The organism is Nocardia sp. NPDC051030 (assembly GCF_040683015.1).
In the GTDB taxonomy this organism is placed as follows: Bacteria; Actinomycetota; Actinomycetes; order Mycobacteriales; family Mycobacteriaceae; genus Nocardia.
Window position 1 is genome coordinate 78,301 of sequence record NZ_JBFBCD010000004.1, and the last position, 11,614, is coordinate 89,914.

Sequence of the window (11,614 nt, forward strand, 5' to 3'; positions counted from 1 at the left end):
CGCGCTTTTACAAAGGGAGTGATCACTTCCTGAATGCGTCCCACCTGTCAGGAAGGAGCACCGAACAGACCCCCAGGTCACGCCACGCATGATCCCGTCGCGACCACGCGCCACCCGGCCACTATCCTGGACGCCATGGCAGCAGGTAAGGGCGGTACTCCGTCGAAGGAAGCGAAGGCTGCGGCGAAGGCGGCGCGCAAGCAGGCGTCGAAGGAGCGTCGCCAGCAACTCTGGCAGGCGTTCCAGATGCAGCGCAAGGAAGACAAACTGCTGCTGCCGCTGATGATCGGCGCCTTCGTCGGCGTGACCGTGCTGTTCCTGGTGATCGGCCTGATCTTCGGATTGCAGTGGTTCCTGCTCCCGATCGGTCTGCTGCTGGGCGCGCTGGCCGCGTTCATCCTCTTCGGGCGGCGCGTGCAGAAGAACGTCTACGCCAAGGCCGAAGGTCAGGCGGGCGCGGCGGCGTGGGTGCTCGACAATCTTCAGGGCAAGTGGCGGGTCACCCCGGGCATTGCCGCGACCACGCAGCTCGACGCCGTGCATCGCGTGATCGGCCTGCCGGGTGTGGTGCTGGTCGCCGAGGGCTCCCCGCAGCGCGTGAAGTCGCTGCTGGCACAGGAGAAGAAGAAGGTTTCGCGACTCGTCGGCGATACCCCGATCTACGACGTCGTCATCGGCAATGAAGGCGATCAGGTGCCGCTCAAGGAATTGCAGCGCTACCTGACCAAGCTGCCGCGCAATATCGACGCCAAGCGCATGGACCTGATCGAGGGTCGGCTCTCCGCGCTGGCGACTCGTGGCGGCCCGGCGCTGCCGAAGGGTCCGCTGCCGGGTGGCGCGAAGATGAAGGGCATGCAGCGCACAATTCGTCGCCGCTGATCGAAACTCACCGAGGCCCGCGTCCGATTGTCGGACGCGGGCCTCTTTTTTGTGCCTGGTCACTGCTGGTCAGGACCGGATTCGCTTGGTCCTGCATGGATTTCGCAAGAAAGTTCGCGCTCGCGGGAATGCTTCACCACTTCACCCAGTCCGGCAACGCCTATCTGGAGGGCTTCACCCCGTTCTGGGAGGTGCTGTTCGCGCACGCCAACGACCGTGCCGCCAACTTCGCCCTGGAAACCCACGGAGCTGAAATCACCACCCTGATAAGGGAGTTCCTGGTACGCAAGTTGGTCTGACGAAGCGAGCCGACGTGGCGCGGCTTATCCCTCCGGCATCGGCAGGCAGATCGAGGCTCCCTCACCAAGATCCATCCACCGGCCGGAGGGCGTGGTCGTCACCCGCAGCACCACGGCCGAACAATGCGCGCACCGCACCACCGTCCCCGGGCAACTCACGTAAACCAGGGCCCGCGCCAGCGGTTCGGCCACACCGCAACCCCCGCAACGGCATGCACATCCGGTGGGATCGGCCGCGAATATCTCCGAAAGCATTCCCCCGAGCGCATTCCCGTCGAGATGCAGTTCCTCGGAAGTGCCGCTCACATAGGTGTAATGGTTCGCCATAATCACTTCCCCGTCGGTCCGAAGCGCTCAGTCCTGATCATCGCCGGATCATGGCCCGCGGAAACCAATGCGGCGGCCGCGAACTCGACAAACCCGGTCGGCCCGCACACATAACAAGTGACGTCCCCCGAGGGCGGCAACGCATACCGCGCAATCTCCTCCGCAGTCAGCCGCCCCGCATCCCTCAACTCCCCCGGCGGCACACTCCGCGTATACGCGAGAAACACTTCCACCCCGTCGTCCCGGCCGGGCAACCAATCACTATGGCCCCCAACCACACCCCCGCCCCAGCGCTGCCCGTCGCTGCCGACTCCGGCCACCGTCCGCAACTCGCTGCGCATGGACACGTTGCCGCGACTTCCGGCCACCTGCGCTGCGCCGCCCTCGGCTCCCTGCCCACCGGACACACCGGCTGCTGGAGGGCGCGGGGTCAGCTCGTCGCCACGACTTTCGGCCGCCTGCGGGGCACCTTCCTGCTCGCCGCGATGTGTGGCGGTCAGGGCGCGGGTGGGGATCAGTTCGTCTCGGTAGTAGAGGGCGGCTGGGTCGCGGAGGGAGTAGAGGAGGCGGAAGGGGGTGGGGTTGGGGGATTTTCGGCGGGCGCGGAGCATGGCGGCGAGGGGGACTATGCCGGAGCCGCCCGCGATTAGGACGGCTGGGCCCGAGGTGTCGGGGTTCCAGACGAACCAGCCGCCTATGGGGCCTCGGATTTCTATGCTGGCGCCGAGCGGGAAGGTGTCTACGAGGTAGGTGGAGACTTCGCCTTCGGGGACTCGTTGGATGGTGATTTGGACGAGGTCGCCGTCGGCGGGGGCGGCGAGGGAGTAGCTGCGTTCGGCGTGGTAGCCGTCGGGGGCGGTGAGGCGGACGTCGAGGTGCTGGCCTGGGAGGTGGCCGGGCCAGTCGGGGACGCGGAGGGTGAGGGTGCGGGCGGAGGGGGTTTCGAAGTCGGCCGCGATGAGTTCGGCTGGGTGCCAGCGCATCAGTCGTCCTGGTAGCGCTGTTCGCGCCAGGGGTCGCCGTAGCTGTGGTAGCCGGCGGCTTCCCAGAATCCGGGGTCGTCCTGGTCGAGGAGGCGAATGCTCTTGACCCACTTGGCGGATTTCCAGAAGTAGAGGTGCGGGACCAGCAGGCGGGCGGGGCCGCCGTGTTCGGGGTGCAGGTCCTGGCCGTCGAAGGTGTGCACGATCCAGGCTTGGCCGTCCAGGAGGTCCGCCAGCGGCAGGTTGGTGGTGTAGCCGCCGTAGCTGGTGATCAGCGCGTATTCGGCTTGGGTTTCGACGTTTTCGAGAAGGGTGTCGAGGGAGACGCCCTGCCAGTCGGTGTCGAGTTTGGTCCAGCGGGTCACGCAGTGGATGTCCACATGCGGGCGGGCCTGCGGCAAGGACATGAATTGCGGCCAACTCCAGCTGTATTGGCGACCGGTCTCATTGGTGATGGAGAACTGCCAGCGGTTCAGATCAACGATCGGGGTCGGTCCGGCGGAGAGCACCGGAAAGTCCTCGACGAGATATTGCCCCGGCGGCAGCCGATCGGTCTTCGGCCGCGGACGTCCCTGGAATCCGGGCGAGAAGTTACTCACGCGATCGCTCCCTCCAACTGAACGGCCGACCTCACGCCACGGGCGACATCGCCCTGCGAATTGGGAGTCAGCGTACGCCCGCACACCCCGCGAACCCGGCTTTTCCGACACACCAGCAGCCACACGCACCAGCCCGGATTGCCTCAACAGTCGGCAGATCGGCGAGGGAGCTGTGGTGGCGTCAAAACACGCGTTTCGCCGCCACCACAGCTCCCTCGCGAAACCCGGGGGAAGAGGTTGTGGAGAACGACCAGCGACTTGACCACCACGATCAGCCGATCGACCGACGTGATCAGTCGACGTCAGGCGCGATCAGCCGACATGCCCAGCGACTCTCAGCCGACGTGGCGGCAACGCTCAGCCGACGTGGCGGCCGAGGAAGCGGATTACGTCGGGGGTGATGGTGCGCCAGTATGCGTCGGTGTGGGCGCCGGGGGTGACCAGGCCGATTTCGAGGGGGGCCTTGGTGATGAACTGGCGGCAGCCTTCGATGAACTTGTCGTGGTCGCCGACCCAGAGGGCGGTGGGGGCCGGGCCCATTCTGTCGATATTGCGCAGGGGGTCGAGGGCGGCCCACTGGTCTTGGCTGTTGAAGGCGTTGCGCTTGCTCATTTCCGACCAGTTCGTAATGAGGCCGGGTGAGATGGTGGCGGTGGCGTTCACGGGGCGACCGCGTTCATTGCGGCGGCGCGAGTAGAGCAACGCGCCGAAGCCGCCCATGGAGGTTCCGGTGCAGGCGAAGGGCTCCCCGCCAGGGCCGCCGAGGCCGCGGGCGGCCAGCCACTGCGGGGCCTCCTCGAGCAGCATGGTCATCGGGTCGTCGCCGGAGGACTGCTCGTGCCAGTAGTTGTCGCCGCCGTCGACGGCGAGGAAGCCGAAGGGCCGCACCAGTTTGGTGGCGACGGCGGCGGCGAGGATATCGGAGAGGCCGCCGACCGCGGCGGTGCGCGCGGTGCCGTGCAGGCCGTGCAGCAGCAGCGACATGGGCAGGCCCTGGGTGGGCACGCCGGGCGGCACGATGGTGATGATCTCGACTTCACGCTTGCGGGCCGCGGAGTACACCCGTTCGCTGCGGGTGATCGGGTCGACGCCGAGTGCGGCCGGTGCGACCCCGTTCGGGAGTTGCCCGCCGTGCAGCGTCCGCTGTACATCGTCTCCGCCGGGGGCGGCGTTCACACCGGCACTCACGGCGGCGCCGGCCGCGACCAGACCCAGCAGACCCGTGGATGCCAGCAACGAACGTCGGCTGAATGTCCGAGCCGCAGCCCGGTAGCCCTCACCCATGGATCCTCCATCAGCACATCAACAGCAATCTGTCATTGCGAGCTCATTAGCTGCGCTATGGCAGACGGCCGCCACCATACCGATCGAAAGCAACATACGGTGAACGTTCGGCAACGTCTGGTCCCATGCTTCCCAAACGTACCGGGGGCATACCTGGATCGACCGCTGAATTGTGACAAGTCGAGGCGATTGAAATCCGATCGCGTCTAATGCGACACACCGATCGGAAAAGAGGGGCGGCCGGTATTGCGGGCACGGCCGCGAATTCACTCATGCCGCCACCCTGACAGGCCGCATATGAGGAAAACATGAAGGCGGGAGCCCGCCGGTGGAGTTCACACCCCATCCGGAGTCCCGCCGGGTGGAGTTCACACCCCTTTGTTCAGCTCGCACCCCTGTGGATCGCCGCCAAGGGCGCGAACGAAACAGAGATTCGGAAGCCTGGTTCCAGCGAGCCCGAATCGGGCCCCAGCCGAGTCCTAGCGGCTGTAGACGAGCCCGGTTCCGGTGGCACGGTCGTGCATGCCGCGACCGTCGGCGTCGGAGAACAGGGCGGGGATCACGAAGACCAGGATGAGCTGGCGAACCAGCGCCCGGATGAATCCGACCGGTGCGTCGGCGTCCACGCGGGTGACGCGCAGCTTGAGGAAGTACTGCCCGGGCGTGAATCCGAACAGCGTCACCGCGGCGATGCCGAGCACGAACCACACCAGCAGGGTCGGCGTGGACAGATCGCCCATCACCACCGCGAAGTGCGAGGGCGGCTGCTGACCGGCGGGGATATCCATCTTGGCGATCAGCTTGTCGGCATCGGGCCGCACGATGATCGCGGCCAGTCCGATGGAGATCACCCAGTCCACCGTCAGCGCGATGACGCGCCGCGTCATCGGCACGAGCGCGCCGACACCGGATTTCGGCAGCCCCAGCTCCTTGCCGGGGTAGTCACCGGGTGCGGTGTCGCCGGGTTCGCCATTCGGTCCGGACAACCAGGAGCCGGTGATGCGTGCCATGGGCTCCAGCTTATGCGTCCCGCCCGGCGCGCTCTCACACCCCTTCGGAGCAACCCGCGAGCATCCGAATCGGTCCGGCAGCGGCGGTCACTGGCATTTGCCGGTGGCCGAGTCGTGTGCGCCGTCGATGGCGGCCTGCTGTTGTTCCGGAGTCAGCACGGGCCAGTCGGCCGTGGTGGGGAAGTTGGCGATGGTGTCGTCGACCGCCCGGTCGACTCCCGCCTGTCCGGAGTCGTCGCGCACGCGCTGCATCCGCGGCAGCAGATCCTCACAGGTCTTGCGCCGCAACTGCGCCGGCGAGATGGCCGAGGGCGCGGACACCGAGCGCGAACTCTCCGGCGGCACCAACTCCCCGGGCGTGGTGGGAATCGCGCTGCGCTGCATCGAAGTTGTCGTCGTGGGCCCGTTCACATCTCCCGCCTTCCCACATGCCGGGAACGCCAGCACCGCGCCCACGAGCACCGCGCGAGCGAGGACGGCACCGCCTTTCGATATCCGCGTGTACCCGGCCAGCAGCGCGCTGACCGGTTGTTTCGCCGGATGCCGGTCGCCGGTCATGACAACCTCCAAGTGGTGGGCCGCGCGGGTGGTAGGTCCCGCGCGGCCCCGTGGCCACGGTCCGGCAGAGCAGGCTAGCGGGGAGGGCCGGGCCGCGGCAGTCGTGGGCTCAGGCCGGGACGATCGTGGTGCGGCGACGCCACACCCGATGCCGGGCCAGGACTTCCGCGAACAGCTCGACGAATTTCTCCGGCACGCGGGCGCCGGAGGCCGAGGTGACGACCACGCCGTTCTCACTGGAGAGGTCCGGATCACCGGGCAGCTGCCCGGTGACTCCCGCGGTGCGCAGCACCGTGATCCCGGCCCCGAAACCGCCGATCGGTTTGGCGTGTTTGAAGGCCTCGAGTACGAAATGCATGGCCGCCCCGCTGCGGACGAGGGTGTCGGCGGCATCGGGTCCTCCGGCCACGATCACCCCGTCGTAGAGCGTCGAGGACACGGTCGCCAGCGCTTTGTCGACCGGCTGCCGCTCCTCGGGTTCGTCTCGTTCGGTCAGCGATCCGCCGTGCGGGGCAATGACTTCCGGCACCACGCCGCGGTCCATGAGCCATGTCCGGACACTGCGCACCCCGAGGGCGTCGACACCATCGGCGGTCAGGATCGCGACCTTCCGCGTCTCGACCGCCCCGACCGCGTTGGTCAGCTGCGACAGCGCGGGCGAGATCACGCCGTCGGCGACCTCGGAACCATCGGTGAGAGTGGGCATTCCGAGTTCGGCGGCCACTCGTACCGCGAGATCGGGATCGATTCCGGAGAGCCGTTCGAGCACGCGCAGCCGGATGGCGGGCCGCTCGACCTTGCCCAGTTCGAAGGCGAAGGCGGAGACGATATGGTTGGCCTCCGGCTCGGACATGCTGCGCCAGAACATGCGCGGCTGGTTGTAATACTCGCGGAAGGATTCGGCGCGCTCCCGCACCGGGGTGCCGTACAGCGGTTCCGGGGTGGTGCGCAGGTTCGCGTCGGGGGCGATCATCGGGCAGCCTCCTCCGATGGTGTTCTTCGTATAGGCGGCCTCGCCGCGCGGAATGGCGTGCTGGCCGTAGCCGTCCTGCTGATGGTTGCGCACGTCCACGACCGGCCGGTTGATCGGCAATTGCGCGAAATTCGGTCCGCCCAAACGGATCAGCTGCGTATCGAGGTAGGAGAAATTGCGCAGCTGAAGTAGCGGATCGTCGGTGAAGTCGATGCCGGGCACCAGGTTCGCGGTATGGAAGGCCACCTGCTCGGTCTCGGCGAAGAAGTTGTCGGGATTGCGGTTCAGCACCATGGACCCGACCGGCCGCACCGGAACCTGTTCCTCCGGAACGAGTTTCGTCGCGTCCAGCAGATCGAAATCGAAGGCGAACTCCTGATCCTCGGGAATCAGCTGCACGCCGAGTTCCCACTCCGGATACTGCCCGGCCTCGATGGCGTCCCACAGGTCGCGCCGATGGAAATCCGGATCCTGTCCCGCGATCTGCTGGCATTCGTCCCAGAGCAGCGAGTGCACACCCAGTTTCGGCGTCCAATGGAATTTCACGAAGGTGGCCGCGCCCGCGCGGTCGAGCAGCCGGAAGGTATGCACGCCGAAGCCCTGCATCATCCGGTAGCTGCGCGGCAGCGCGCGATCCGACATCAGCCACATGATGGCGTGCAGCGTTTCGGGCTGCTCGCCGACGAAGTCCCACAAGGTGTCGTGCGCGGAGGCCGCCTGCGGAATCTCGTTGTGCGGCTCGGGTTTCACCGCATGCACGAAGTCGGGAAACTTGATGCCGTCCTGAATGAAGAACACCGGGAAGTTATTGCCGACCAGGTCGTAATTGCCTTCGGCGGTATAGAACTTGGTCGCGAAGCCGCGCACGTCGCGCACGGTGTCGGCCGACCCGCGCGAACCCGCGACGGTCGAGAAGCGCACGAACACAGGGGTTTCCGCCTCGGGGTCTACGAGGAAGCGCGCGGTGGTGTACCGCTCGAGCCAGTCGTCGTAGGGCCGGAACACCCCGTACGCGCCCGCCCCGCGGGCATGCACCACGCGTTCGGGAATCCGCTCGTGATCGAAGTGGGTGATCTTCTCGCGGGCGTGGAAGTCCTGCATGAGCGTCGGGCCGCGCTCGCCCACTTTCAGCGCGTCGTCGGTGCTGTCCACCCGGACGCCCTGCTGTGTGGTCAGGTAGCCTTCGCGGCGGTCGATTCGGGATGAATCCAGTTGCCGCTGCTTGTCGTTCGATGCGCCATCCATGCGGGCTCCTCTCTCGGTGGGGCGGAGATGCGGTGGTCTCCGCCCCGCCATACCCGAGAGGCGCCGCTTCAATCCTCGAGTGCCGCGGTCCGCAATCCGGTGAGCGTTCTGCTCAGAATCCGGGAGATGTGCATCTGGGAGACCCCGAGTTGCGCGGCGATCTGCGCCTGGGTCTTGCCGTCGAAGAAGCGCATCACCAGCACTTGGCGCTCGCGGTCGGGCAGCTGGGCCAGATGCGGGCGCACGGCCATGTACTGCTCGACCAGTTCGTAATTCGGTTCGTCCTCGCCGAGAGCGTCGAGCAGCGACAGCGGTGCGTTCTCACCGCCGTCGGGCGCCGCCGCATCCAGCGAGGAACTCTGATAGGCGTTCGCGGCCAGCATGGCCTGGGTGACCTCGGCCCGGTCGACGCCGAGTTCCTCGGCCAGCTCGCGCGCGTTCGGCATCCGGCCCAGGCGCTGGGCCAGTTGTTCGATGGTGCCGCCGAGGCGGAGTTGGATCTCCTTTATCCGGCGCGGTACCCGCACCGCCCAGGTGCTGTCGCGGAAATAGCGACGCACCTCGCCCATGATGGTGGGCACGGCGAACGAGAGGAATCGCGAACCACGGTTGACGTCGAATCGATCGATGGAGACGACCAATCCGAGCCGGGCGACCTGCAGGAGGTCCTCATAGGGCTCGCCGCGACCGGAGAACTTGCGCGCGATGTGCTCGGCCAGTGGCAGGCAGCGGCCTATCGCCAGCTCACGTAGCTCGGCCTGCGCTGGATCGCGTCTCTCCACTGCGATCGCGAGTTCTTTGAGCAGTGGCTCGATGTCGTCGTAACTGTCACGTGTCATCGTCCTCACTCCGTAGCCGAATCAAGTGCACGACTACGGGGTACCCGCCCAGCGCCGAATCGAACGCACCGGCTGCAGTTTCCATCGAATCTGTCAATGCTTCCAGGAAACTTCGCCCGAAAGTGTTACCGTCGACAGCCCCATCGGACTCGAGAACCGAACCCACCGTTACCGCGACCTGGCGCCCGTCGTAGCGGAACGCGCAGTCCACATTCGCGCCCGGCACCGCGGCCAGAATGAGAGCGGTGACCACCTCGTCGAGGGCGACGCGCATGTCGACGACCAGGTCGATCGTGAAATCCGCTGTCAGCATGATGGTTTCGGTGAGAGCGCGCAGCATGGACAGCTGATCCAAGCGTGCCGGGATGCGCACATCCAGTTCACCCGAGCGTGATTGCCATGCCGATTCGGAGGCGCCGATGACTGCGTCCACCTCCCTATCGTGCAACACCCTCGGACCGCCCAGCCCATTGGTCCCGCATCTGCGACCTTGCGGTTTCGTCATCGTTCACCACCGATCGATGCAACAACGTCGCTATTCGGTTTCATTGGGCGCATACCCAGCGGTTTCGGATCGAAACAGGCGCACTCGGGCAGCGCCCGCGTCGAACGCGAGCGCTGCCCGTATTTCCAGCAATCAGTGCCGGGCGTGAGAGGCCGTTCGCCGGGCCCGGGCACGCGCGCCGGTGACCTCGAGCGCCCGCTCGATCTGGTGGCGGCCGGTCAGCAGATGCGTCTCGATGTTCCGCGCGAGCGCCGCGTCCATCGCCTCGGCCAGCGCGGCGGCATTGCGCAGGCTCAGGAATCGCGTGCGGCGCAGGTCGACGACCAGCGCCGAGGGGCTGCCCGCGATGGCATAGGACAGGGCGTGCCGGAATTCGTCGAGCCCGGTGATATCGAGCTCCCCGTCCACCTGGACGACCAGGCAGTCCAGTGAGCCGACTCCGTGTGAACGTCCCGCGCCGCGCCCGGGATGGTGACCGGCGACCGGGACCTGATCGGCGAGCCGACTGGTCCCGATGGAAATGGTTGGCATGACAACACTCCGCAGAGGGAACGACGGCTGGGTTCTCAACCTGTTCCCAGTGTGGCACTACACCGGTACGGCGGCTACCACCTTTGCGAGGTGATGACGGGGAAACTTCGGCCCGTTGACGGGGGTTTCAGCGCCGGTATGCCGGGAACTGCCGGAATGTCATACCCGCCCGCACCAAGGAATTCTCATGATCGTCCTGGGCCTCATCCTGCTGATCTGCGGCATCATTTTCGGGATCTCGATCCTGACCACGATCGGCATCATCCTCCTGATCGTCGGCGCCGCACTGATGCTGCTCGGCGCGATCGGCCGGCCCATCGGCGGCCGAGCACACTATTACTGATCTGTCCGCGGGAATGTACTGAACTCAGTTCTCCTGGAAAGGAATTCGCATGTTTCGACGTGTGGCGTATCCACTGCTGGCATCCGCGTTCATCGCGGACGGGATAGAAACCCTGCGCAATCCGGAGACCCGCGTGAAATCCGCCACCACGTTGGTGCAGCGGGGCGAGCGCGCGCTACCCGATTCCGTGACCGCCAAGTTGCCCACCGATCCGGAGCGGGTGGTGCGCATCACCGCGGCGGTCCGGATCGGCGGCGGCGTGCTGCTGGGGCTGGGGCGCGCGCCCCGGCTGGCCTCGATGGTGCTGGCCACCACCACGATTCCGGTCGCGCTCACCGAGCACGATTTCTGGAACGAGCCGGACAAGGAACGCCGGATCGCGCAGCGGACCGCGTTCCTGTGGGACGCGAGCCTGCTCGGCGGCCTGCTCATCGCCGCCTCCGACACACGCGGCAAGCCCTCGCTCGGCTGGCGCGCCCGTCGCGCCGCCGACCGGGCCTCGCGCAAACTCCACGACGAGGGCAAGGGCACCGTCGCCCAATTGGCCGACAATGTCGCCGCGCAAGCCCCCGCTGTGTGGGAAGCCGTGCGGGATCGCGGTGAACACCTCGCGGGCAGTGCGCGCGAACACGGCGGGCATCTCGCCGAGGTGGCTCGCGACAAGGGCGAACAGGTGGCCGAGGTGGCGCGCGACAGGGGCGAGCAATTGGCCGAGGTCGCGCGGGACAGAGGCGAACAATTCGCCGAAGTGGCTCGAGGCAAAGGCGGGCAACTGGCCGAGACCGCGCGTGACAAGGGCGGGCAGTTGGTCGAAACCGCGCTCGATACCGGCGGGCAGCTGGCCGAGGTCGCCCGGGACAAGGGCGGGCAGTTGGTCGAGACGGCGCGTCAGCGCGGTGAGCTCGCCGCCGAGGCCGCGCTCGAACGCCGGACCCTGGCTCGCAAGCGCGGTGCCCGCGCGCGCAGACGAGCCGCGCGGTTGGCCGATAAGGCTGCCGATCGGGCGCAGGATCGGCGCGATCGGCTGGCCGAGGCGGCGCGCAAAGGTGGTGAGCGGGTGGCGGATACCACCCGGGATCTCGCCGCACGGATAGAGCAAGCCTGAGCGGAGGCCGGGCCTGAGCGAAGGTCGGGCCGGGTGGAATTCCACCCGGCCCGACCTGGTCCGGGGATATGTATTAACCCCCCGGGGTGACATATCGCCCCGGGTGTGTGAAAAAGCAAAAAAGAAAGACAAAA

Annotated in this window: 14 protein-coding genes; 4 read left to right on the plus strand and 10 right to left on the minus strand. The window is 66.9% G+C overall.

Annotation, left to right across the window (positions count from 1 at the left end; translation table 11 throughout):
- Positions 1–135 precede the first annotated feature (135 nt).
- Together AB0N05_RS13945 and AB0N05_RS13950 are read left to right on the plus strand one after the other, a co-directional pair.
- Positions 136–879, plus strand: coding sequence for a DUF4191 domain-containing protein (locus AB0N05_RS13945; RefSeq protein ID WP_364692547.1), 744 nt, complete (start codon positions 136–138; stop codon positions 877–879).
- A gap of 95 nt (positions 880–974) precedes the next feature.
- Positions 975–1,178, plus strand: a complete 204-nt coding sequence (locus AB0N05_RS13950) for a hypothetical protein (RefSeq protein WP_364692550.1) — start codon at positions 975–977, stop codon at positions 1,176–1,178.
- A 24-nt stretch (positions 1,179–1,202) separates the two neighbouring features.
- Here the strand turns inward: AB0N05_RS13950 and AB0N05_RS13955 are convergent, their stop codons facing one another.
- The 10 genes from AB0N05_RS13955 to AB0N05_RS14000 all read right to left on the minus strand — a co-directional run bounded on the left by AB0N05_RS13955 (position 1,203) and on the right by AB0N05_RS14000 (position 10,032).
- Entirely contained in the window at positions 1,203–1,505 is a 303-nt protein-coding gene (locus AB0N05_RS13955; RefSeq protein ID WP_364692553.1) for a DUF6510 family protein, read from the minus strand.
- A gap of 2 nt (positions 1,506–1,507) precedes the next feature.
- Entirely contained in the window at positions 1,508–2,488 is a 981-nt protein-coding gene (locus tag AB0N05_RS13960) for an FAD-binding oxidoreductase (RefSeq protein ID WP_364692555.1), read from the minus strand.
- On the minus strand, positions 2,488–3,087 hold the full coding sequence (locus AB0N05_RS13965; RefSeq protein WP_364692558.1) for a sulfite oxidase-like oxidoreductase: 600 nt from the start codon (positions 3,085–3,087) through the stop codon (positions 2,488–2,490). Before AB0N05_RS13965 ends, AB0N05_RS13960 begins: the two co-directional genes overlap by 1 nt.
- 357 nt (positions 3,088–3,444) lie before the next feature.
- Positions 3,445–4,371 (minus strand): alpha/beta hydrolase-fold protein, encoded by a 927-nt coding sequence (locus tag AB0N05_RS13970; protein ID WP_364692561.1) that lies wholly within the window; start codon positions 4,369–4,371, stop codon positions 3,445–3,447.
- Positions 4,372–4,850: 479 nt separating this feature from the next.
- Entirely contained in the window at positions 4,851–5,381 is a 531-nt protein-coding gene (locus tag AB0N05_RS13975; protein ID WP_364692564.1) for an RDD family protein, read from the minus strand.
- A gap of 87 nt (positions 5,382–5,468) precedes the next feature.
- Positions 5,469–5,939 (minus strand): hypothetical protein, encoded by a 471-nt coding sequence (locus tag AB0N05_RS13980; protein WP_364692567.1) that lies wholly within the window; start codon positions 5,937–5,939, stop codon positions 5,469–5,471.
- Between the two features lie 109 nt (positions 5,940–6,048).
- A complete protein-coding gene (locus AB0N05_RS13985) occupies positions 6,049–8,157 on the minus strand; it encodes a catalase (protein ID WP_364692570.1) in 2,109 nt (702 codons plus the stop codon).
- A gap of 68 nt (positions 8,158–8,225) precedes the next feature.
- Complete coding sequence (locus AB0N05_RS13990; protein ID WP_364692573.1) at positions 8,226–8,996, minus strand: RNA polymerase sigma factor SigF; 771 nt, start codon at positions 8,994–8,996, stop codon at positions 8,226–8,228.
- Complete coding sequence (locus tag AB0N05_RS13995; protein WP_364692576.1) at positions 8,986–9,429, minus strand: anti-sigma factor; 444 nt, start codon at positions 9,427–9,429, stop codon at positions 8,986–8,988. Before AB0N05_RS13995 ends, AB0N05_RS13990 begins: the two co-directional genes overlap by 11 nt.
- Before the next feature lie 204 nt (positions 9,430–9,633).
- A complete protein-coding gene (locus AB0N05_RS14000; protein ID WP_364692579.1) occupies positions 9,634–10,032 on the minus strand; it encodes an STAS domain-containing protein in 399 nt (132 codons plus the stop codon).
- A gap of 187 nt (positions 10,033–10,219) precedes the next feature.
- On the opposite strand from AB0N05_RS14000, the gene AB0N05_RS14005 reads away from it, so the two are divergent.
- Positions 10,220–10,375, plus strand: coding sequence for a DUF6131 family protein (locus AB0N05_RS14005; RefSeq protein WP_364692581.1), 156 nt, complete (start codon positions 10,220–10,222; stop codon positions 10,373–10,375).
- 49 nt (positions 10,376–10,424) lie between these two features.
- Positions 10,425–11,480, plus strand: coding sequence for a DoxX family membrane protein (locus AB0N05_RS14010; protein WP_364692584.1), 1,056 nt, complete (start codon positions 10,425–10,427; stop codon positions 11,478–11,480).
- Positions 11,481–11,614 lie beyond the last annotated feature (134 nt).

Bases quoted from the DNA above. Each gene is read 5' to 3' on its own strand.
- AB0N05_RS13950 (WP_364692550.1), top strand. From the start codon at position 975: ATGGATTTCGCAAGAAAGTTCGCGCTCGCGGGAATGCTTCACCACTTC.
- AB0N05_RS13970 (WP_364692561.1), bottom strand. From the start codon at position 4,371: ATGGGTGAGGGCTACCGGGCTGCGGCTCGGACATTCAGCCGACGTTCG.
- AB0N05_RS14000 (WP_364692579.1), bottom strand. From the start codon at position 10,032: ATGCCAACCATTTCCATCGGGACCAGTCGGCTCGCCGATCAGGTCCCG.
- AB0N05_RS13945 (WP_364692547.1), top strand. From the start codon at position 136: ATGGCAGCAGGTAAGGGCGGTACTCCGTCGAAGGAAGCGAAGGCTGCG.
- AB0N05_RS14005 (WP_364692581.1), top strand. From the start codon at position 10,220: ATGATCGTCCTGGGCCTCATCCTGCTGATCTGCGGCATCATTTTCGGG.
- AB0N05_RS13975 (WP_364692564.1), bottom strand. From the start codon at position 5,381: ATGGCACGCATCACCGGCTCCTGGTTGTCCGGACCGAATGGCGAACCC.
- AB0N05_RS13985 (WP_364692570.1), bottom strand. From the start codon at position 8,157: ATGGATGGCGCATCGAACGACAAGCAGCGGCAACTGGATTCATCCCGA.
- AB0N05_RS13960 (WP_364692555.1), bottom strand. From the start codon at position 2,488: ATGCGCTGGCACCCAGCCGAACTCATCGCGGCCGACTTCGAAACCCCC.
- AB0N05_RS13980 (WP_364692567.1), bottom strand. From the start codon at position 5,939: ATGACCGGCGACCGGCATCCGGCGAAACAACCGGTCAGCGCGCTGCTG.
- AB0N05_RS13955 (WP_364692553.1), bottom strand. From the start codon at position 1,505: ATGGCGAACCATTACACCTATGTGAGCGGCACTTCCGAGGAACTGCAT.
- AB0N05_RS13990 (WP_364692573.1), bottom strand. From the start codon at position 8,996: ATGACACGTGACAGTTACGACGACATCGAGCCACTGCTCAAAGAACTC.
- AB0N05_RS14010 (WP_364692584.1), top strand. From the start codon at position 10,425: ATGTTTCGACGTGTGGCGTATCCACTGCTGGCATCCGCGTTCATCGCG.